Source organism: Caballeronia sp. AZ1_KS37, from assembly GCF_023631165.1.
Lineage (GTDB): Bacteria > Pseudomonadota > Gammaproteobacteria > Burkholderiales > Burkholderiaceae > Caballeronia > Caballeronia zhejiangensis.
Window position 1 is genome coordinate 86,765 of sequence record NZ_JALQDP010000029.1, and the last position, 21,712, is coordinate 108,476.

21 protein-coding genes are annotated in these 21,712 nt (G+C 63.6%); 20 read left to right on the top strand and 1 reads right to left on the bottom strand.

Translation table 11 applies throughout. From position 1 onward, the window contains the following. The first annotated feature begins 73 nt into the window (after positions 1–73). The 17 genes from NCS00_RS15905 (at position 74) to NCS00_RS15985 (ending at position 16,346) form a co-directional block, all read left to right on the top strand. On the top strand, positions 74–1,048 hold the full coding sequence (locus tag NCS00_RS15905) for a MurR/RpiR family transcriptional regulator (RefSeq protein ID WP_250440476.1): 975 nt from the start codon (positions 74–76) through the stop codon (positions 1,046–1,048). Beyond that, positions 1,045–2,019, top strand: coding sequence for an isoaspartyl peptidase/L-asparaginase family protein (locus NCS00_RS15910; RefSeq protein WP_008353738.1), 975 nt, complete (start codon positions 1,045–1,047; stop codon positions 2,017–2,019). The genes NCS00_RS15905 and NCS00_RS15910 overlap by 4 nt, the downstream gene beginning before the upstream one ends. After that, on the top strand, positions 2,016–3,908 hold the full coding sequence (locus NCS00_RS15915) for a dipeptide ABC transporter ATP-binding protein (RefSeq protein ID WP_250440477.1): 1,893 nt from the start codon (positions 2,016–2,018) through the stop codon (positions 3,906–3,908). The genes NCS00_RS15910 and NCS00_RS15915 overlap by 4 nt, the downstream gene beginning before the upstream one ends. A 49-nt stretch (positions 3,909–3,957) precedes the next feature. Next, a complete protein-coding gene (gene gsiB / locus NCS00_RS15920; protein ID WP_008353735.1) occupies positions 3,958–5,508 on the top strand; it encodes a glutathione ABC transporter substrate-binding protein GsiB in 1,551 nt (516 codons plus the stop codon). Positions 5,509–5,554: 46 nt separating this feature from the next. Beyond that, entirely contained in the window at positions 5,555–6,475 is a 921-nt protein-coding gene (gene gsiC, locus NCS00_RS15925; protein ID WP_008353734.1) for a glutathione ABC transporter permease GsiC, read from the top strand. 7 nt (positions 6,476–6,482) lie between these two features. Next, positions 6,483–7,373: a glutathione ABC transporter permease GsiD gene (gene gsiD / locus NCS00_RS15930; protein ID WP_008353733.1), complete on the top strand. Its 891-nt coding sequence runs from the start codon at positions 6,483–6,485 to the stop codon at positions 7,371–7,373. Then, a complete protein-coding gene (locus NCS00_RS15935; RefSeq protein ID WP_250440478.1) occupies positions 7,370–8,380 on the top strand; it encodes a DmpA family aminopeptidase in 1,011 nt (336 codons plus the stop codon). The genes gsiD and NCS00_RS15935 overlap by 4 nt, the downstream gene beginning before the upstream one ends. Beyond that, a complete protein-coding gene (locus NCS00_RS15940; RefSeq protein ID WP_250440479.1) occupies positions 8,377–9,195 on the top strand; it encodes a M55 family metallopeptidase in 819 nt (272 codons plus the stop codon). Before NCS00_RS15935 ends, NCS00_RS15940 begins: the two co-directional genes overlap by 4 nt. Before the next feature lie 57 nt (positions 9,196–9,252). Then, on the top strand, positions 9,253–9,501 hold the full coding sequence (locus tag NCS00_RS15945) for a hypothetical protein (protein ID WP_033536342.1): 249 nt from the start codon (positions 9,253–9,255) through the stop codon (positions 9,499–9,501). A gap of 32 nt (positions 9,502–9,533) precedes the next feature. Beyond that, entirely contained in the window at positions 9,534–9,911 is a 378-nt protein-coding gene (crcB, locus tag NCS00_RS15950) for a fluoride efflux transporter CrcB (RefSeq protein WP_008353729.1), read from the top strand. Between the two features lie 168 nt (positions 9,912–10,079). After that, on the top strand, positions 10,080–10,559 hold the full coding sequence (locus NCS00_RS15955) for a GNAT family N-acetyltransferase (RefSeq protein WP_008353727.1): 480 nt from the start codon (positions 10,080–10,082) through the stop codon (positions 10,557–10,559). Between the two features lie 122 nt (positions 10,560–10,681). Continuing rightward, complete coding sequence (gene hutH, locus NCS00_RS15960; protein WP_008353726.1) at positions 10,682–12,211, top strand: histidine ammonia-lyase; 1,530 nt, start codon at positions 10,682–10,684, stop codon at positions 12,209–12,211. Beyond that, positions 12,208–12,903 carry a histidine utilization transcriptional repressor HutC gene (hutC, locus tag NCS00_RS15965; RefSeq protein WP_008353725.1) on the top strand — a complete coding sequence of 232 codons (696 nt, stop codon included), beginning with the start codon at positions 12,208–12,210 and terminating at the stop codon, positions 12,901–12,903. Before hutH ends, hutC begins: the two co-directional genes overlap by 4 nt. 2 nt (positions 12,904–12,905) lie before the next feature. Further along, the gene (locus NCS00_RS15970) at positions 12,906–13,478 is read left to right on the top strand and encodes a HutD/Ves family protein (RefSeq protein ID WP_250440480.1); all 573 of its coding nucleotides are present in this window, start codon (positions 12,906–12,908) and stop codon (positions 13,476–13,478) included. A 31-nt stretch (positions 13,479–13,509) separates the two neighbouring features. Continuing rightward, on the top strand, positions 13,510–14,889 hold the full coding sequence (locus NCS00_RS15975) for a formimidoylglutamate deiminase (protein ID WP_250440481.1): 1,380 nt from the start codon (positions 13,510–13,512) through the stop codon (positions 14,887–14,889). A gap of 8 nt (positions 14,890–14,897) precedes the next feature. Continuing rightward, positions 14,898–15,704: an N-formylglutamate deformylase gene (gene hutG / locus NCS00_RS15980; protein WP_250440482.1), complete on the top strand. Its 807-nt coding sequence runs from the start codon at positions 14,898–14,900 to the stop codon at positions 15,702–15,704. 318 nt (positions 15,705–16,022) lie between these two features. Further along, on the top strand, positions 16,023–16,346 hold the full coding sequence (locus NCS00_RS15985) for a DUF4148 domain-containing protein (RefSeq protein WP_033536343.1): 324 nt from the start codon (positions 16,023–16,025) through the stop codon (positions 16,344–16,346). Between the two features lie 178 nt (positions 16,347–16,524). Here the strand turns inward: NCS00_RS15985 and NCS00_RS15990 are convergent, their stop codons facing one another. Beyond that, on the bottom strand, positions 16,525–17,247 hold the full coding sequence (locus NCS00_RS15990) for a TetR/AcrR family transcriptional regulator (RefSeq protein WP_250440483.1): 723 nt from the start codon (positions 17,245–17,247) through the stop codon (positions 16,525–16,527). A 382-nt stretch (positions 17,248–17,629) separates the two neighbouring features. On the opposite strand from NCS00_RS15990, the gene NCS00_RS15995 reads away from it, so the two are divergent. The 3 genes from NCS00_RS15995 to preA all read left to right on the top strand — a co-directional run bounded on the left by NCS00_RS15995 (position 17,630) and on the right by preA (position 21,640). Then, on the top strand, positions 17,630–18,910 hold the full coding sequence (locus NCS00_RS15995; protein ID WP_008353719.1) for a Zn-dependent hydrolase: 1,281 nt from the start codon (positions 17,630–17,632) through the stop codon (positions 18,908–18,910). An 87-nt stretch (positions 18,911–18,997) separates the two neighbouring features. Continuing rightward, positions 18,998–20,332, top strand: coding sequence for an NAD(P)-dependent oxidoreductase (locus NCS00_RS16000; RefSeq protein WP_250440484.1), 1,335 nt, complete (start codon positions 18,998–19,000; stop codon positions 20,330–20,332). A 21-nt stretch (positions 20,333–20,353) separates the two neighbouring features. Further along, positions 20,354–21,640 (top strand): NAD-dependent dihydropyrimidine dehydrogenase subunit PreA, encoded by a 1,287-nt coding sequence (preA, locus tag NCS00_RS16005; protein WP_008353716.1) that lies wholly within the window; start codon positions 20,354–20,356, stop codon positions 21,638–21,640. The last annotated feature ends 72 nt before the right edge of the window (positions 21,641–21,712 follow it).

Genomic DNA, 21,712 nt, shown 5'->3' on the forward strand with positions numbered 1-21,712 from the left:
ATTTTTTTTGGCCGGATTTTCGAGTAAATATACTTTCATCGCGTTCAATCGCCATGAGGGCGCAGCGCATTTCATGTCCCGTTCACTATCGGTCCGTGCGCCGGCGAGCGCCGACGATCTGATCTCCGCGCGCATCGCGGCGGCCATGCCGACGCTCACGCCGATCCATCGGCGCATGGGGGCGTTCGTGCTCGCGAACCTGTTCCGCTCGGCGACGATGCGTATCGACGAACTGGCGGGCGCGGTGGGCGCGTCGGTGGCGACGGCGAACCGTTTTGCGCGCGCGCTCGGCTTCTCCGGCTATCCCGCGTTTCGCGAGGCGCTCGTGCGCGGCTTCGAGGCGACCATCGCGCCGGTCGAGCGCTTGCGCACCGCGCTCGAATCGCCGGCGAGCGGCGCCGAAGTATTCGATGCATCGCTTGCACAGGCGGCGGCGAATCTGCGTCTCGCGCAAACATCCGTCGATGGCGCGAAGGCCGAAGCGATCGTCGATACGATTCTCGCCGCGCCGCGCGTCTTCGTGATCGGCTACGGCGCGAGCGCGTTTCTCGCCGGCCTGATGGAGCACGGTCTCACGCCGTATTGCGCGAACGTGCAATCGCTCGCGCTGATGGGCGGGCCGTCGCACGCGGCGCGCAGGCTTTTCACGGCTTCGCGCGGCGATGTGCTCGTCGCGATCGCGTTCCCGCGCTATGTCGACGACACCATCACGCTTGCGCGGCTCGCGCGCGATCACGGGTTGCGCGTGGTCGCGTTGACGGACAGCGCCGCGTCGCCGCTTGCGCAGGTCGCCGATCTCGTGCTCGCGATCCGCGCCGAACGCAGGCTCGCGGCGAATTGCGATACCGCCGTGCTCGCCGTCATCGAAGCGCTGTGCGATGCGGTCGCGCATCGGGCGAAGCGTTCGGTGGAGGCGGCATCGGGATTGACCGAATTCGTGTTGCCGTGGCTCGTCGCCCCGGCGCTCGCCAAAGATGCGCACGCCGCTCATACGACGCGCCGCACGACCGCGAAACGACACACTCACAGGGAACCGCGCGACTCATGAAGGTCACACCAGTCATTGCGATTCACGGCGGCGCGGGCACGCTCCTGCGCAGCGCGATGAACGCCGAAACGGAAGGGCGCTATCTCGCCGCGCTCACCGATATTCTCAGCGCGGCTCAGCGCGTGCTCGCCGATGGCGGCAGCGCGCTCGACGCCGTCACCGAAGCCGTGCGTCTGCTCGAAGACTGTCCGCTCTTCAACGCGGGGCACGGCGCGGTGTTCACGGCGGCCGGCACGCACGAACTCGACGCCTCCGTGATGGACGGCGCGACGCTCGAAGCGGGCGCGATCAGTTGCGTGACGCGCGTGAAGAACCCGGTGCTCGCCGCGCGCCGCGTGCTCGACGCGAGCGATCACGTCATGTTTACGGGCGCCGGCGCGGAAGCCTTCGCGCAGTCGCAGGGTCTCGAATTCGTCGATCCGTCGTACTTCTACACGGAAGCGCGCTTTCAGCAATGGCAGAAGGCGCGTGGCACGTCCGGCACCATGCTCGATCACGATGCGATGACGAAATTCGCCTTCGATAACGGCCCGGACGATCCTATCGATCCCGACAAGAAGTTCGGCACGGTCGGCGCGGTCGCGCTCGATTCGAACGGTCATCTCGCGGCGGCGACGTCGACGGGCGGCATCACGAACAAGCAGGCGGGTCGCGTCGGCGATGCGCCCCTGATCGGCGCGGGCTGCTATGCGAACGACGCGACGTGCGCGGTTTCGACCACGGGCACGGGCGAGATGTTCATCCGCATGCTCGCGGCGTATGACGTGTCGGCGCAGATGGAATATCGCGGCGTGTCGCTGGAAGAAGCATCGAACGATGTCGTGATGAACAAGCTGCCGCGCATCGAAGGACGCGGCGGACTCGTCGCCGTCGATGCGAAAGGCAACGTCGTGCTGCCGTTCAACACGGAAGGCATGTATCGCGGATTCGCGCGCGTGGGCGAAGCGCCCGTCACGGCGATCTATCGATGATGACGCTGCCCGAAGCGTGCGTCATCGACGTACACGGCCTGTCCGTGAATTTCCGCTCGCGCTCGCGCACCATCGAAGCGGTGCGCAACATCTCGTTTAGCGTCGACCGCGGCGAGACCCTTGCGATCGTCGGCGAATCGGGCTCGGGCAAGTCGGTCACGTCGCTCGCGCTCATGCGTCTCGTCGAGCATGGCGGCGGACAGATCGTGTCGGGCAGCATCGCGTTTCGCCGGCGCAACGGGCAAGTGCTCGATCTCGCGAAAGCATCGTCGGCGACGATGCGCGGCGTGCGCGGCGCGGACATCGCGATGATCTTCCAGGAGCCGATGACATCGCTCAATCCCGTGTTCACGGTCGGCGACCAGATCGCGGAAGCGATCGCGTTGCATCAAGGCAAGAGCCGTTCCGATGCGCGCGCCGAGGCATTGCGTCTGCTCGATCTCGTGCGGATTCCCGAGGCGAGGCGCGTGTTCGCGCGCTATCCGCATCAGTTGTCGGGCGGCATGCGCCAGCGCGTGATGATCGCGATGGCGCTCTCGTGCAAGCCCGCGCTCTTGATCGCCGATGAGCCGACGACCGCGCTCGACGTGACGATTCAGGCGCAGATCCTGCAACTCGTGCGCGGCTTGCAGGACGAGATGAACATGGGCGTGATCTTCATCACGCACGACATGGGCGTGGTCGCGGAAGTGGCCGATCGCGTGCTCGTCATGTATCGCGGCGAGAAGGTGGAAGAGGCGCCATCGGACGCGCTGTTTCATGCGCCGAAGCATCCGTACACGAAAGCGCTGCTCGCCGCCGTGCCGACGCTCGGCGCGATGCGCGGCACCGATCGTCCCGCGAAATTCCCGATCCTCGAAGTCGAGTCCGCCGACATCGCGCCCGACGATGCGAGCGCGTTGCGTCCGTCGGAAGCGGTCGAGAGGGAGAAGCAGCCCGCCGTCGATGAAGCCATGGAACCGATACTGCGCGTGCGCGATCTGGTCACGCGCTTTCCGGTGAAGAGCGGCCTCTTTGGCCGAACGACGGCGGCGGTGCACGCGGTCGAACGCGTGAGCTTCGACTTGCGGCCTGGCGAAACGCTTGCGCTCGTCGGCGAATCGGGTTGCGGCAAATCGACGACGGGACGTTCGCTGCTCAGGCTCGTCGAGAGCCAGAGCGGTTCCATCGAATTCGATGGGCGCGATATCAGCAAGCTCGAAGGTCACGCGTTGCAGGCGCTCAGGCGCAATATCCAGTTCATTTTTCAGGACCCGTTCGCGTCGCTCAATCCGCGTCTGACCGTGGGCTTTTCGGTGATGGAACCGCTGCTCGTGCATGGCGTCGCGAGCGGAAGACAAGCACAGGCGCGGGTCGACTGGCTGCTCGACAAAGTGGGCTTGCCGCCCGAAGCCGCGCAACGTTATCCGCATGAATTCTCGGGCGGTCAGAGGCAGCGCATCGCGATTGCGCGCGCGCTCGCGTTGAACCCGAAAGTCGTGATCGCCGATGAATCCGTGTCCGCGCTCGATGTCTCCGTGCGCGCGCAGATCGTCAATCTGATGCTGGATTTGCAGCGCGAACTGGGCGTCGCGTATCTCTTCATTTCGCACGACATGGCGGTCGTGGAGCGCGTGAGTCATCGCGTGGCGGTGATGTATCTCGGGCAGATCGTCGAGATCGGGCCGCGCGCGGCGGTGTTCGAAATGCCGCGTCATCCGTACACGCGCAAGCTGATGAGCGCGGTGCCGGTCGCCGATCCGTCGCGTCGGCACGCGAAGCGCATGCTCGCCGCCGACGAGATTCCAAGCCCGATCCGCAAGCTCGGCGATGAGCCGATCGTCGCAAAACTGGTTGCTGTCGGACCTGATCACTTTGTCGCCGAGCATCACGTTGGCGGCGCTTACTAAAAGCAATTCGAAGAGCACCTCGAAAAGCACTTCAACAAGGAGTCCAACGATGCCGTCCTTCAAATTGCGCGCGATGCTCGCAGCAAGCGCGTTCGCCACATTGACCGTTCTCGCGCCGGTCGCTGCGCACGCGCAAAGCACCGCCGTGATGGCCGTCGCCTCGACCTTCACGACGATGGATCCGTACGACGCCAACGACACGCTCTCGCAAGCCGTGGCGAAGTCGTTCTACGAAGGCTTGTTCGGTTTCGACAAGGACATGAAGATTCGCAACGTGCTCGCGACGAGCTACGAGGCGAGCCCCGACGCGAAGGTGTACACGATCCATCTGCGCAAGGACGTGAAGTTCCAGGACGGCACCGACTTCAACGCCGATGCGGTGAAGGCCGTCTTCGACCGCGTGACGAATCCGGACAACAAGCTGAAGCGCTACAACCTCTTCAACAAGATCGAGAAGACCGAAGTGGTCGATCCGTACACCGTGAAGATCACGCTGAAGATTCCGTTCTCGGCGTTCATCAACGTGCTCGCGCACCCGTCGGCGGTGATGATCTCGCCGACCGCGCTGCAGAAATACGGCAAGGACATCGCGTTCCATCCGGTCGGCACGGGGCCGTTCGAGTTCGTCGAATGGAAGCAGACCGACGACCTGAAAGTGAAGAAGTTCGCGGGCTACTGGCGCAAGGGCTTGCCGAAGATCGACATGATCGACTGGAAGCCCGTGGTCGATAACAACACGCGCGCCGCGCTCATGCAAACGGGCGAAGCGGACTTCGCGTTCTCGATTCCGTTCGAGCAGGCCGCGACGCTCAAGTCGAGTCCGAAGGTCGATCTGATCGCGGCGCCTTCGATCATTCAGCGCTACGTGAGCATGAATACGCTGCAGAAGCCCTTCGACAATCCGAAGGTGCGCGAGGCGATGAACTACGCGATCAACAAGGAAGCGCTCGTCAAGGTCGCGTTCGCGGGTTATGCCGTGCCGTCCGAAGGCGTCGTGCCGCCGGGCGTCGACTACGCGACGCCGAAGCTCGGACCGTGGAAATACGATCCCGCGAAGGCGCGCGAGCTGTTGAAGGAAGCCGGTTATCCGAACGGCTTCGAAACCGTGTTGTGGTCCGGCTATAACCACACGACCGCGCAGAAGATCATCCAGTTCGTGCAGCAGCAACTCGCGCAAGTGGGCGTGAAGGCATCGGTCGAAGCGCTCGAAGCGGGGCAGCGCGTGCAGCGCATCGAGAGCGCGCCCGATCCGAAGACCGCGCCGGTACGCATGCTCTACATCGGCTGGTCGTCGTCGACGGGCGAAGCGGACTGGGCGATCTCGCCGCTCCTGAGCGGCGGCTCGTTCCCGCCGAAGCTCTTCAACACGGCGTACTACAAGAACGATCAAGTCGATGACGATCTGCAAAAAGCGCTCGCGACGACCGATCGCAACGAGAAAGCGAAGCTCTACGCCGATGCGCAAAAACGCATCTGGGCCGATGCACCGTGGATCTTCCTCGTCACGGAAAAGGTCGTGTATGCGCGCAGCAAGCGCTTGTCGGGCGCATACGTAATGCCGGACGGCTCGTTCAACTTCGACGAAATCGCAATCAAGTGATGGACGACGGCCGGGCTTCATCGCCCGGCCTTATCTGACGAACACGATGCTCAACTTCATCGCCAAACGCCTGTTCGGATTGCTGCCGACACTCTTCATCGTCGCAGTGCTGGTGTTCTTCTTCGTGCACATGCTGCCGGGCGATCCCGCGCGTCTCGCAGCAGGCGCGGAAGCCGACGAAGCCACGGTCGCGCTCGTGCGCGCCGATCTCGGCCTCGACAAGCCGCTGCCGCAACAGCTCGTGAGCTTCTTCGGCAAGGTCGTGCACTTCGATTTCGGCATGTCCACGCGCAGCAAGCGGCCCGTGTCGACGGAAATTGCCGAGCGCTTCATGCCGACCTTGTGGCTCACGCTCGCGAGCATGGTATGGGCCGTGATCTTCGGCATGACCATCGGCATCGTGTCGGCGGTGTGGCGCAATCGCTGGCCCGATCGACTGGGCATGACGCTCGCGGTGTCGGGCATCTCGTTTCCGGCCTTCGCGCTCGGCATGCTGCTGATGGAAATCTTCTCGGTGAAGCTCGGCTGGCTGCCCATCGTCGATGACGGAACGTGGAAAGGCTACGTGCTGCCATCGATCACGCTGGGCGCGGCGGTGGCCGCCGTCATGGCGCGCTTCACGCGCGCGTCGTTCGTCGAAGTGCTCGGCGAGGACTTCGTGCGCACCGCGCGCGCAAAGGGCGTGCATGAGCCGATGGTCATCGTGAAGCACTGCCTGCGCAACGCGATGATTCCCGTCGTCACGATGATGGGCCTGCAATTCGGCTTTCTGCTCGGCGGCTCGATCGTCGTCGAGAAGGTGTTCAACTGGCCGGGCCTTGGCCGCCTGCTCGTCGATGCCGTCGAGATGCGCGACTATCCCGTGATTCAGGCAGAGGTGCTGCTGTTCTCGCTGGAGTTCATCGTGATCAATCTGATCGTGGACGTGCTGTACGCGATCATCAATCCGACCATTCGCTTCAAGTGAGGACGCGATGAGCGTGACAGCCGAAAGCGCGACAACCGCGCCGCAAGAGATCCGCACGCCGTGGACCGAGTTCTGGCGCAAGTTCAGGCGGCAACACATCGCGATGATCGCGGCCGTGTTCGTGCTGCTGCTGATCGTGATCGCGATCATCGCGCCGTACATCGCGCCGTATGACCCGGAAAACTACTTCGACTACGACGCCCTCAACGCCGGTCCTTCGGCTGCGCACTGGTTCGGCGTCGATGCTCTGGGCCGCGACATTCTGAGCCGCATACTCGTCGGCAGCCGCATATCGTTGACGGCGGGATTGCTCTCGGTCGTGCTCGGCGCGGTGATCGGCACGTTCTTCGGCTTGCTCGCGGGCTACTACGAAGGATGGTGGGACCGCATCGTGATGCGTATCGCGGACGTGCTGTTCGCGTTTCCCGGCATTCTGCTCGCGATCGGCGTCGTCGCGATTCTCGGTAACGGCATGGTGAATGTCGTGTGCGCGGTCGCGATCTTCAGCATTCCCGCGTTCGCGCGGCTCGTGCGCGGCAATACGCTCGCGCTGAAGCATCTCACGTATATCGAGGCGGCCAAGAGCATCGGCGCCTCGGACTGGACGATACTCGCGCGGCACATTCTGCCCGGCACGATTTCATCGGTGGTCGTGTACTTCACGATGCGGATCGGCACGTCGATCATCACGGCCGCGAGCCTGTCGTTTCTCGGACTCGGCGCGCAGCCGCCGACGCCCGAGTGGGGCGCGATGCTCAACGAAGCGCGCGCCGACATGGCGATGGCGCCGCATGTCGCCATCTTCCCGAGTCTCGCGATCTTCTTCACGGTGCTCGCGTTCAATCTGCTCGGCGACGGCCTGCGCGACGCGCTCGATCCGAAGCTCGACCGGCCATGATGCACATCGGCTCGCTCGTCGCGGGGCCGCGCGGCACGATCGCGGATGTCGCGGGCGTGACGGTCGGTCATTGCACGCTTGCGCAAGGCGCGGTGCAGACCGGCGTCACGGTGATTCGTCCGCATGACGGCGACGTGTATCGCCACAAGGTGCCCGCTGCGGCGTGCGTCATCAACGGGTTCGGCAAGAGCGTCGGGCTCGTTCAGGTCGACGAGCTTGGCGTGATCGAAACGCCGATCGCGCTGACCAACACATTCGGCGTCGGCACGCTCGCCAATGCGCAGATTCGCGCGGCCATTGCTGCGAATCCGCGCATCGGACGCGAAGACCCGAGCGTGAATCCGCTCGTGTTCGAATGCAACGATGGCTATCTCAACGACATGCAGGCGCTCGCGATTCACGAAGCGCACTACACGAGCGCACTCGATGCGTGCAGTGTCGAGTTCGAGCGCGGCGCGGTCGGCGCCGGGCGGGGCATGTCGTGCTTCGAACTGAAGGGCGGCATGGGTTCGGCTTCGCGTGTGGTGCATATCGGCGGCGACGCTTATACGACGGGCGCGCTCGTGCTCGCCAATTTCGGCAAGCTGCAGCAATTGATTGTCGAAGGCGAAGCGCTCGGTCGCAAACTTCAATCGAGCGTCGATGAGAAGCCCGAGCAAGGATCGATCATCATGTTGATCGCCACCGATGCGCCGCTCGATGCACGTCAGTTGCGCCGTCTCGCGATGCGCGCCGCCGCCGGTCTGGCACGCACCGGATCGGTCTTCGGACACGGCAGCGGCGACATCTCGCTCGCCTTCACGACCGCGTACACCGTGCCGCACGATGCAGACTTCATCGCGATGCCGCCGCTCATCAACGACGCGCGTCTCGATCCGCTGTTTCAAGCCGCCGCCGATGCCACCGAACAGGCGATCCTCGATGCGCTTTACAGCGCGGAAACGGTCGCCGGGCGCAACGGTCATCGGCGCATCTCACTCAAGGACGCATTGAGAACACGACCATGAAAGTGCTGATCTCGGTGGATATCGAAGGCATCGCGGGCGTGTTTCATCCGGAGCAGACGCGCGCCGGCAACACGGAATACGAACAGGCGCGCCGCTGGATGTCGCGCGAAGCCGATGCGGCCGCGCAAGGTGCATTCGATGGCGGCGCGACGCACGTCTGGATCAACGATTCGCATGGCGGCTTTCGCAATCTGTTGCCCGATCTCATCGATCAACGCGCGCGGCTCGTGCTCGGCAAGCCGCGCACGCTCGGCATGATGGCGGGACTGGAAGCATCGCCGGAAATCGTGTTCATGATCGGCTATCACGCGCGCGCGCAAAGCCGCGGCATTCTCGCGCACACGATCAACAGCGCGGCCTTTGCGCGCGTCATGCTCGACGGCGAGGAAGTGGGCGAGGCCGGACTCTATGGGCGGCTTGCCGAGGAACGCGGCGCACGCGTCGCGCTGCTGACCGGCGACGACGTGTTCGGCGCCGAAACGCTGCCCGCATTCCCAGGCGCGCGCTTTCTCTGCGTGAAGACGGCGCACGGCTATTCGAGCGGTGTCACCGAAACGCCCGCCGCAGCGTGCGAGGCGATCCGGCTCGCCGCGCGCGAAACGATCGAAACGTCTTCCGGACATGCCCTCCGTCCGGCGATCACGGAACACCGCTGCGAGTTGCGCGCGCAAACGAGCGCATTCGCCGATCTCTTCTGCCAATGGCCGACGCTCGAACGCATCGATGCCGTGACGCTCGCTTTCGATGCGCCTTCGATGGAGCATGTCGTGCGGATACTCAATTGCCTTTCGGCAATGTCTTTCATGATACGGTGAGTGGTTGAACCAGGCGCTTCGAGTATCGTTAGAATGGCGTCTTTCGCGAGACCGCTCATGGTTTCGACTTGCTTGCAGACGACGCTCATGCATACCGTGAAGCTTGAACATAACGACGACGAAGTCCTCGATCCCGCCGATCCGCAACTTGTCGTGCGCGGCTCGCTCTTCATCGACGGTCACGATGCCGGTTGCTGGGAAGAGCGGCGCGACGGCACATGGGCGGCGCATGTGCGGCACAAGGGCGGCTGGATCGTCGAGACGAGCCGTGGCGCGCTGATCGAGCGGCTCGCCCGCGGGGCATAACGCAGTTTCTTCGAACTGATTTAACACATTTCATGTATCTGTCGATCATCGCCGTGGGGCTCGGCGGCGGGCTGGGCTCGTTGCTCAGATGGGTCCTCGGCTTGCGCCTGAATGCGATTTTTCCGAATCTGCCGCTCGGCACCTTTGCGGCGAACGTCATTGCGGGCTACATCATCGGCGTAGCGGTCGCTTTTTTCGCGCGCTTTCCCGATATTTCGGTGGAATGGCGCCTGTTCATCATCACCGGATTGATGGGCGGCCTGTCCACGTTTTCCACGTTCTCGGCCGAAGTGGTCGCGCATCTGCAGCAAGGGCGGCTCGGCTGGGCGCTCGGGGAGATCGCGATTCACGTTGGCGCGTCGCTCGTGATGACCGCGCTCGGCATCGCGACGGTGGCCGTCGCTTCCTGAAGGACCCGATCGGCGGCGCGGCATCGGCATCCGTCTTTTTATCGATTTGAACGTTTGCGCGCGCCGATTCCGCTCATTCCCGTAAAGTTTTTTTTCCCGCGTTTTGAACGCTAGACCCTCGCTGCTTCGGCAGCGGTTTTTTCTTTTGACAGTAACGAAGGTGATGAAATGCCAGGCCTGCCGCTCATCGAAGTCAGACCGTATCGTGCGAGCGATCTCGACGGTGTAATCGATCTGTTCCAACGCGCCGTTCGCGAAACGGCATCGGCCGACTATAACGAAGCGCAGATCGCAGCCTGGTCGCAAGCCGATCGCGACGAATGGGAACTCGCGCGCTTGAGCCGCCCGACTTGGGTCGGACTTGTCGACGGCGAACTCGCGGGCTTCGCCGATCTCGAGAAGAACGGTCTTATCGACATGATGTTCGTCGATCCGATACATCAGCGCAAAAGCGTGGCGACGTCGCTGCTCGCGCGCATCGAGGCCGAAGCGGAGGTGCTCGGCCTGACGACGCTGCATACCTATTCGAGCGTCACGGGGCGGCCTTTCTTCGAATATTGTGGTTTCACGATGCTGCTGGCGCGCGCCGTCGTCGTGCGGCAGCAGCGCTTTGTCCAGTTCGTGATGGAGAAAGTGCTGGATCTGTGAAATCTGTATAGACAACACGCGTCGATCTTCCGGGGCGAGCCTAGTGAAATCCCGGATAACCCCTTGTTTCGTCCTTTCTGCGCGATTAGACTTGAGTCTAACTTGTATAGACAGGACGAACCATGATCACGCTTACGCCCGGAAAACTGACGCTGCCGCAACTGCGCCGCATCGCGCGAGGCTCGGACCCGCTTCTGCTCGATCCGGCCAGCTTCGACGCGATCGATGCCAGCGCGCGCGCAGTCGCCGCGATCGCCGCGAAGGGCGATCCGGCTTACGGCATCAATACGGGCTTCGGGCGGCTCGCCAATACGCACATTCCGGCCGATCAGCTGGAACTGCTGCAAAAGAATCTCGTGCTGTCGCATGCGGTGGGCGTGGGCGAGCCGATGTCGCGTCCGGTCGTGCGGCTTTTGATGGCGCTCAAGCTGTCGAGTCTCGGGCGCGGCCATTCGGGCATCCGCCGCGAAGTCATCGACGCGCTCATCACGCTCTTCAACGCCGACGTCCTGCCGATCATCCCGATCAAGGGTTCGGTCGGCGCATCGGGCGACCTCGCGCCGCTCGCGCATATGTCGACGGTGCTGCTCGGCATCGGCGAAGTCACGATTCGCGGTGAGCGCGCCAGTGCGCTCGACGGTCTGGCGGTCGCGGGCCTCAAGCCGCTCACGCTGCAGGCGAAGGAAGGTCTCGCGCTGCTGAACGGCACGCAGGCGTCGGCGGCGCTCGCGCTTTACAACCTTTTCGCGATCGAAGATCTGTTCCGCACCGCGCTCGTCGCGGGCGCGCTGTCCGTCGATGCAGCCGCCGGCTCGGTCGTTCCGTTCGATGCGCGCATCCATGAACTGCGCGGTCATCGCGGGCAGATGGAAGCCGCATCGGCGTATCGCACGCTGCTGAAGGGCTCCGGCATCAATCTGTCGCACGCGGATTGCGACAAGGTGCAGGACCCGTACAGCCTGCGCTGCCAGCCGCAGGTGATGGGCGCGTGCCTCGACCAGATGCGCCACGCGGCGGATGTCCTGCTGATCGAATCGAACGCCGTCTCCGACAACCCGCTGATCTTCCCCGATACGGGCGAAGTGCTCTCGGGCGGTAACTTCCACGCGGAGCCGGTCGCGTTCGCCGCCGACAATCTCGCGCTCGCCGCAGCCGAAATCGGCGCGCTCGCGGAACGCCGCATCGCGCTTTTGATCGACGCGACGCTCTCGGGCCTGCCGCCGTTCCTGGTGCGCGATGGCGGCGTCAACTCCGGCTTCATGATCGCGCACGTGACGGCGGCCGCGCTCGCATCGGAGAACAAGACGCTCGCGCATCCGGCGTCGGTCGATTCGCTGCCGACGTCCGCGAACCAGGAAGACCACGTCTCGATGGCGACGTTCGCCGCGCGCAAGCTCGGCGACATCGCCAGCAACACCGCGAACATCCTCGCGATCGAACTGCTCGCGGCGGCGCAAGGCGTCGATCTGCGCGCGCCGCATCAGACGAGCGCGCCGCTCGCCGAAGTGATGAAGACGCTGCGCGCGCACGTGCCGCACTACGACCTCGACCATTACTTCGCGCCCGACATCGCCGCGATCGCGACGCTCGTGCAGCAAGGCGCGATCGCGCGGCACAGCCCGTTCTCGTTCGCGTCGGAACAAGCTGAATGAGCACGCCCGCGTATCAGGAGATCAAGGACTACATTCTCCAGCGCATTCATATCGGCGAGTGGAAGGAGGGCGACCAGGTGCCTTCCGAAAACGAGCTTGCGCGCGAATTCAAGGTCGCGCGCATGACCGTGAACCGCGCGCTGCGCGAACTGACCGCCGAACAGGTGCTGACGCGCGTGCAAGGCGCGGGCACCTTCGTCGCGCAGCCGAAATACGCGTCGACGCTCGTCGAGATTCGCAGCATTTCGGATGAAATCGTCGCGCGCGGTCACACGTATCGCGCGCAGGTGCTGCATTTGGGCGCGTCGATCGTCGATGAAGCGCTCGCCGCCGAAATGCATCTCGCGCTCGGCAGCCCGGTGTTTCATTCGCGCGTGCTGCATTTCGAAAACGACGAGCCGGTACAGATGGAAGAACGTTACGTGAATCCCGCGCTGGCGCCGGAATACGCGCGCCAGGATTTCACGACGATCACGCCGAACCAGTATCTGATGACCGCCGCGCCGCTGCAGCGCGTCGAGTATCGGATCGAGGCATCGGTGCCGTCGGCGGAAATTCGGCTCGCGCTCGCGATGGCCGAGCACGAGCCGTGTCTGCTGCTGCATCGGCGCACGTGGTCGCGCGATGCGGTGGCGTCGGTTGCGAATCTCTGGCATCCCGGCGACCGCTACCAATTCACCGGACACTTCTGAACGTGACGATCATTCGTGCCGATTCGCTGACGCCCACGCCGTGGAAGAACGGCGGCGGCATCACGCGCGAGATCGCGGCGGGGCCGCAGGGCGTGTCGCTCGATGCGTTCGCGTGGCGTCTGTCGCTCGCCGACGTCGCATCCGACGGCGCGTTCTCGAAGTTCGAGGGCGTCGATCGCGTGCTCGTGCTGCTCGACGGCGCGGGCATGCGTCTGACGGAAGCGCACGGCAACGTGCATGTCCTCGATGCGCCGCTCGCAATCGCGCGCTTTGCCGGCGAGACGCCGATTCACGCCACGCTCCTCGCCGGCCCGACGCGCGATTTCAACTTGATGGTGCGCCGCGATCGCGCGCGCGCAACGGTGAACGCCGGGCGCGCGTCATGCTCGCTCGCGTTCGAACACGACGTGACGTTTCTGTTCTGCGTGCAAGGGCGGCTCGACATCAAGTTCGCCGACGACACATGCCATACGCTCGAAGCAGGCGACACCTCGCGCATCGATGGCGCGAGCGCGCTCGAATGCGCGGTTCAGGATGGCGCATCGTGGCTGCATATCGGCATCGACATGATGTAGACGCGCATCGACATAACAACGGAGACAAGCGATGAACGCATTCTTCGCGGAGCACGCGCGCCTCGCCGATGGCTGGCGTCGCGACGTGCTGCTCGAATGGGACGACGCCGGCACGCTCGTGCGCGTCACGCCGGACAGCGCGGCGCCCGCGGGCGTCGAGCGCGCGAAAGGACCGATCCTGCCCGGCATGCCGAACCTGCACTCGCACGCGTTCCAGCGTGCGATGGCGGGCCTCACCGAGTATCGCGCGAGCGTCGCCGATACGTTCTGGAGCTGGCGCGATCTCATGTATCGCTTCGCCGCGCGGATCGGCCCGGAATCGATCGCGGATATCGCGCACTGGCTTTACATCGAGATGCTGAAGGCGGGCTACACGTCGGTGTGCGAGTTTCACTACGTGCATCACGCGCCCGATGGCGCGCCGTACGCGAATCGCGCGGAACTCGCGGAGCGCGTCGTCGATGCGGCGGAGCGCGCGGGCATCGGCATGACGATGCTGCCGGTGCTCTACGAATACAGCGGCTTCGGCAAGAGCGCGCCGCGCGACGATCAGCGGCGCTTTCTCAATACGCCCGATTCGCTGCTCGGGCTCATCGACGCACTCGCGCGCTCGCGGCCCGAAAACGGCGCGCGGCGTTACGGCGTCGCGCCGCATTCGTTGCGCGCGGTGTCGGGCGAATCGCTCGCGGCGCTCATCGAGGGAATCGATGCGCGCTTTGAGCGCGCGCCGGTGCATATCCATATCGCCGAACAGATGGCCGAAGTGGACGCCTGCGTCGCGGCTACGGGGCATCGTCCGGTGGACTGGCTGCTCGAACATTTCAACGTCGATGAGCGCTGGTGCCTCGTGCACGCGACGCACGTCGATGCCCGAGAATGCGCGCGTCTCGCGGCGAGCGGCGCGGTCGCGGGTCTGTGTCTCACGACCGAAGCGAATCTCGGCGACGGCGTGTTCCCGTCGCGCGATTATCTCGACGCGGGCGGGCGCATCGGCGTCGGGTCCGACAGTCATGTCGGCGTCGACTGGCGCTCGGAGCTGCGTCTGCTGGAATACGGGCAGCGCCTTTGCCGCCAGCAACGCAACGTGCTGGCGTCGCCGACGCAAAGCCGTCCGGCCGATCGTCTTTTCGATGCCGCGCTCGATGGCGGCGCGCACGCGACGGGACGCGCTGTCGGTGCGCTCGCGCAAGGCTTGCGCGCCGACTGGCTCGTGCTCGACGACGCGCATCCGGGCATCGGCGGACATGCGAGCGACGCGTGGATGTCGAGCGCGGTGTTTTGCGAGCATGGCGAGACGCCGATCCGCGATGTCTTCGTCTCCGGCCGCAAGGTGATCAACGCGCGCCGTCACGCCGACGAAGACGAAGCGCTCGCGCGTTATCGCGCCGCCTTGCGCGGCTTGCTGGATTGAGGTCTCACATGAACGGCTCTTCGATCTTCACGCTGGAACGCGGCAACGCGCCGCTCTTGATTTCGATTCCGCACCGCGGCACGCAGATTCCCTGCGCCCTCGCCGACGAGATGACGCCCGTCGCCAAGCTCACCGAGGATTGCGATTGGCATCTCGAACGCCTCTATGCGTTTGCGCGCGATCTGGGCGCATCGATCCTGACGCCGCACTACGCGCGCTATGTCGTCGATCTGAACCGCCCGCCCGACGACGCGAATCTCTATCCCGGCCGCGACACGACGGGGCTCTGTCCGGTCGATACCTTCGACAAGGCGCCGCTCTACAAGCCGGGCCACGAGCCGTCGCGCGATCAGATCGATGCGCGCCGCGCGATGTACTGGCAGCCGTATCACGATGCGCTCGCCGGCGAGCTCGATGCGCTGCGGCGGACGCACGGCCGCGTGCTGCTATGGGAAGCGCATTCGATCCGCTCGGTCGTGCCGCGCTTTTTCGATGGCCGCCTGACCGATTTCAACTTCGGCACGGCGGATGGCGCGTCGGCGGCGCCGGGGCTGGCGGAACGGCTTGCGAGCATCGTCGAGCGCGACGGCCGGTACACGACGGTGGCCAACGGGCGCTTCAAGGGCGGCTATATCACCCGGCGTTACGGGCGGCCCGAAGAGGGCGTTCACGCGGTTCAACTGGAGCTTACGCAGGTCAGCTACATGGAAGAAACGCCGCCATTTGCTTACGACGAAGACAAGGCGAACGCGATCGAACCGCTGTTGCGCGAGCTCGTATCCGCCGCGCTTGCCTATGTGACCGCGGCTTGCTGACTGTCAGCCGGATGACGAATTGCTGGCGTCGGCGTAATGGCCGGATCCGCAGCGATCTCGCGTGCGCGCGGCGGACGTGAAAATTACGCTGGAAAAACAGTAACTTAAGCAGGGTCCGCCACGCGATCCCGCGCACGCCGCGCAACACGGAGCGAAAGGCATTGTTGCGGTCCGGACAATTATGTTTCCTTGAAATTGGGGTTTCCCCTAAGTCCGTGGCCTCCTACACTGTGTTCAAGCGAAACGAAATCAGAAAACGCTTAAAAAGCTTCCGATTCGGTTTCGATTTCAAAACAAGACTACTGGAGGTTCATCATGATCAAGGCATTCGTTCCCGCACTCGTCGTCGCTGCTGCTTTGGCTGCCCCGACTTTCGCTTCGGCACAAAGCAATGCGCCGGTGACTCGCGCTCAAGTCCGCGCTGAACTGGTTCAACTGGAAAAGGCTGGCTACAACCCGTCGGAAGACCGCGTGAACTATCCGCAGAATCTGCAGGCCGCTCAAGCACGCGTGAACGCTGAAAATGGCGCGAACGCTTATGGTCCTTCGACCGCTGGCACTTCGCAATCGGGCGTAGCTGCTCCGGCCGCACGCGCCAACGTGTCGATGTCGGATCGCAACTCGGTCTACTTCGGTCACTAATCGAAGGTTGATGCAGCAGGGCAGTAGATGTGGTGAGCAGTAGCGGTTGAAGTAGCAGCAAGCATCAGAAAGTGCAGTACTTGCGAGAATGCAGTAGTAGTGCGTAGTAAAGCAGTACGGCAGCAAGAAGCAAGAAGCAAGCAGTGAACGCCGGCCGCCATCGAGCGGCCGGCGTTTTTTATTGCGCGTCGTCTTTCTCTTCGATGCGCGGCGACACCGCCCCGCACGCGCGAATCACGAGTCGCACGACTTCTTCCGTCTGTTCATCGAAGGCCTTGCGTGTGAGCGCGCGCTTGCCTTTCAACGCGCGTATCTGCGCATCGAAGTCGGCATAGTGCTGCGTGATCGCCCAGATCATGAACATGAACGTGTCCGGCTCGACCGGCGCGAGCAAGCCGCGCGCGATCCAGCTTTCGATGACGATGACGCGTGTATCGAGCCAGGGCTTCACGCGTTCGTTGAGAATGTCCTGCATGTGATGCGCGCCGTGGATGATCTCGCTCGCCCACACCTTCGAGCCGAGCGGCCTGCGTCGCGACAGGTCCATCTTTGCGCGCACATAGCCGCCGATCGCTTCCACGGGATCGTCGCTGCATTCGAAGGTATCCGCCGCGCGATGCCAGTCCTCGAACAGATCTTCGAGCACGCGCCGATAGAGCGCGAGCTTTGTCGGGAAGTAGTAATGCAGGTTGGCCTTCGGCAAGCCGGCGCGTTCGGCGATCATCGCCGTGCTCGCGCCTTCGAGTCCTTTCTCCGCGAACACTTCCTCGGCGCAAGCGAGAAGCTGCGCTTCGTTGCTCTCGCGGATTTGCGCCTTGCTACGCCGTGAAGGCGGCGCAGTGTCTTCGTTTCCGGCGATGCCGTTCGCCGCGTCGTCGTATCTCATCGTCGAGTTCTTCATCGTCGAATTCTTGGGCCGTGTGCCGCATCGTGCCTGATTCGCGTCATTCGTGCCATTCGCATGTTTGGCGCTGCATCGCGTCGAAAAAGCCATTGCACCCAATAGCTGCCGATGCTGCATCGCAATGGCACGCTTATCGCTTTATTTGCTCGGTGTTTGCCCGCACACGAAAGACGTTGATTTGCTTATTTTAATCGGCTACAACCTGTCCAACTGGACAGGATTTGAAGAGCGCTCGGTTTATCGAAGAGGCGTGTCGTTCGCATCATTCATCGCATAAGAAAAACGTGCACCGGGCGCGTGCAGCATCGCACCGCAAACGTCCGGCATGCACGAAACGAAGTCACTCACATACGAAGTCCGATCGTAAGGAGCGAGGCGAATGAACGTCGTAACGGATGCAATCAGAGAAGCTGGTCTCGATACGTCCATCAAGGTGAACGGTCAGCGTCTATGGGACAGCCTGATGACGATGGCCAAAATCGGCGCGACACCGAAGGGCGGTGTCTGCCGTCTCGCGCTGACCGATCTCGATCGCGAAGGGCGCGATCTCATCGTGAGCTGGGCGAAGGCAGCGGGCTGCACGGTGAGCGTCGATCAGATGGGCAACGTGTTCATGCGCCGCGCAGGACGCAATCTCGACGCGCTGCCGGTGGTTACTGGCTCGCACGCGGATTCACAGCCTACGGGCGGGCGCTTCGACGGCATCTACGGCGTGCTTGGCGGACTCGAAGTGATCCGCTCGCTCAACGATCGCGGCATCGAAACCGAGCATCCGATCGAAGTCGTCATCTGGACCAACGAGGAAGGCTCGCGCTTCGCACCGGCGATGGTTGCGTCGGGCGTGTTCGCGGGCGTGTTCTCGCTCGATTACGGTCTGTCGCGCAAGGACGTCGATGGCAAGACGATCGGCGAAGAACTCGAGCGCATCGGTTATGCGGGCGATGTGCCGTGCGGCGGCCGCAAGCTGCACGCGGCGTTCGAGCTGCATATCGAGCAAGGGCCGATACTCGAGGCCGAAGACAAGACGATCGGCGTCGTCACCGATGCGCAAGGTCAGCGCTGGTACGAGATCACGCTGACGGGCCAGGAAGCCCACGCAGGCCCGACCCCGATGCCGCGCCGCAAGGATGCGCTCCTCGGCGCATCGCGCGTGGTCGATCTCGTGAACCGCATCGGCCTCGACAACGCGCCGCTCGGGTGCGCGACGGTCGGCATGATGCAAGTGCATCCGAACTCGCGCAACGTGATTCCGGGCCGCGTGTTCTTCACCGTCGATTTCCGTCATCCCGACGATGCCGTGCTCGCGCGCATGGATGCCGCGTTGCGCGAGGGCGTGGCACGCATCGCGGGCGAGATCGGTCTGGAGACCGCGCTCGAACAGATCTTCTACTACGAGCCCGTCAAGTTCGACGCCGCGTGCGTCGCTTCCGTGCGGGCGGCGGCGCAGCGCTTCGGCTATTCGCATCGCGACATGGTGTCGGGCGCGGGCCACGATGCGTGCTATCTCGCGCAGGTCGCGCCGACGTCGATGGTGTTCGTGCCGTGCGTCGATGGCATCAGCCACAACGAGATCGAAGACGCGACGCAGGAATGGATCGAGGCAGGCGCGAACGTGCTGCTGCACGCAATGCTGGAGCGCGCGTCGGAACCGGCTTCATAAGCGACGTTTTCTGTTGTTACGTTCAGCACTGTCCGCGTCGATCGAACGCGGACGGCGGGCACTCGTACGTCCTCACAAGGAACGCGCATGACCATGAAATCGACCGGCGATATCGCGAGCCATCGCCTCACGCAGGAACAGCTCGCATGCGAATTCGCGGATGTCGCGCCGCTCCTCGACGCCACCGCCGCCGCTGCCGCCGCGAGCCGCTGCCACTACTGCTACGACGCGCCGTGCGTCCAGGCATGTCCGACGAGCATCGACATTCCAGGCTTCATCCGCAAGATCGGCAACGGCAATCTGAAGGGCGCGGCCGTCGATATCCTGTCGGCCAATCCGCTCGGCGGAATGTGCGCGCGCGTGTGCCCGACGGAGATTCTTTGCGAGGGTAGTTGCGTACGCAACCATCCGGGCGACGAGCCGGTGAAGATCGGCGCGTTGCAGCGTCATGCGACCGATTGGGCGATGGCCAAAGGCGTCGCGTTATTCGAACGCGCGCCGGAAACCGGGCGCCGCATTGCGATCGTCGGTGCGGGACCGGCGGGACTCGCGTGTGCATATCGGCTTGCCCTTGCGGGGCATCGCGCGGTGATCTTCGATGCGCGCGAGAAGCCAGGCGGACTCAACGAATACGGCATTGCTGCGTACAAGACCGTCGAGGATTATGCGCAGCGCGAAATCGAATGGCTGTATTCGATCGGCGGCATCGAGATCAACATAGGTCGGTCGCTCGGCCGCGACTTCACGCTCGACGAGTTGCGCAAGCAATACGACGCAGTGTTCATCGCGTTCGGCCTTGCTGGCGTGCGCGAGCTGGCGCTCGAAGGCGAAGCGCTCGAAGGCGTGATGAACGCGGTCGATTTCATCGAGCAAGTGCGCGAGGCAGATGATCTCGCGAGCGTGCCGGTCGGGCGGCGCGTCGTCGTGATCGGCGGCGGCAACACCGCGGTCGATGCGTGCGTTCAAAGCCGCAAACTTGGCGCGACGAACGTGACGATGGCGTATCGGCGGGGCGTCGAGAACATGAGCGCGACGTGGGCCGAACGTGAGTTCGCGCAGACGAACGGCGTGAGCATCGTCACGCACGCGAATCCGGTGCGATTGGTCGGCGATAACGGGCAGGTGACGGGCGTCGAGTTCGAACGCGGCGGCGAGCGCTTCGTGATCGAAGCGGACATGGTGCTGAAGGCGATCGGGCAAACGCTTGTTCCCGTCGGAATCGATCGCGAGTTATTGACGCTCGATGGCGGGCGCATCGTCACCGACGAGAACCGTCAGACGACGCTCGCGAAAGTCTGGGCCGGCGGCGATTGCGCGACCCATGAAGGACTCGATCTCACCGTGCAGGCCGTACAGGACGGCAAGCTGGCGGCCGCGTCCATCGACGCGTCGTTCGAACTGACTGCGATCAAAGCCGCCTGAGCCAAAAGGAGAACCACGAACATGGCCGATCTGACTTGCAACATCGCCGGCATCACGTCGCCGAATCCTTTCTGGCTCGCGTCTGCGCCGCCGACCGACAAAGCCTACAACGTCAACCGCGCTTTCGAAGCGGGCTGGGGCGGCGTCGTGTGGAAGACGCTCGGGCTTGATCCGCACGTCGTGAACGTGAGTTCGCGTTACGGCGCGGTGCAATGGAACGGACAAAGAATCGCAGGACTGAATAACATCGAACTGATTACGGACAGACCGCTCGACGTGAACTTGCGCGAGATCGAACAGGTGAAGCGCGACTGGCCCGATCGCGCGCTTATCGTCTCGTTGATGGTTCCGTGCAACGAGAAGGACTGGAAGTGGATTCTCACGCAAGTGGAAGACACGGGCGCAGATGCGGTGGAACTGAACTTCGGTTGTCCGCATGGCATGAGCGAACGCGGCATGGGCGCGGCCGTCGGACAAGTGCCTGAATATGTCGAAATGGTGACGCGCTGGGTGAAGGAAGGCACGAAGCTGCCGTGCCTCGTGAAGCTCACGCCGAACATCAGCGATATTCGCATGGGTTCGCGCGCCGCGTTCAAAGGCGGCGCCGATGGCGTGTCGCTCATCAACACGATCAACTCGATCGTTGCGGTCGATCTCGATCAGATGGCGCCGATGCCGACCGTCGACGGCAAGGGCACGCACGGCGGCTATTGTGGTCCCGCCGTGAAGCCGATCGCGCTGAACATGGTCGCCGAAATCGCGCGCGATCCGCAGACGCCGAATCTGCCTATCTCCGGCATCGGCGGCATTTCATCGTGGCGCGATGCGGCGGAATTCATGGTGCTTGGCGCGGGCAGCGTGCAGGTGTGCACGGCCGCGATGCACTACGGCTTTCGCATCGTGTCCGATCTCGCCGATGGCCTCTCGAACTGGATGGACGAGAAAGGCTACGCAACGCTCGATGACATTCGCGGGCGCGCCGTGCCGAACGTCACGGACTGGAAGCATCTCAATCTCAAGTACGACATCAAGGCGCGCATCGATCAGGACAAGTGCATCCAGTGCGGGCTGTGTCATATCGCTTGCGAGGACACATCGCATCAGGCGATCCTGAAGGAGAAGGACGGCAAGCGTCATTTCGAAGTGGTCGATTCGGAATGCGTCGGCTGCAATCTGTGCATGCACGTTTGTCCTGTCGAGCAGTGCATCACGATGGAACGCGTCGATGCGGGCGAATATGCGAACTGGACCACGCATCCGAACAATCCCGCGCGCATCGATGCGGAAGAACCCGCGAAAGCGGCATGAACATAGACATAACGTAGCGCTCGTCGTCGTTGAATCCCCATGATCAACCGCACACTCAACCGGAGTGCATCC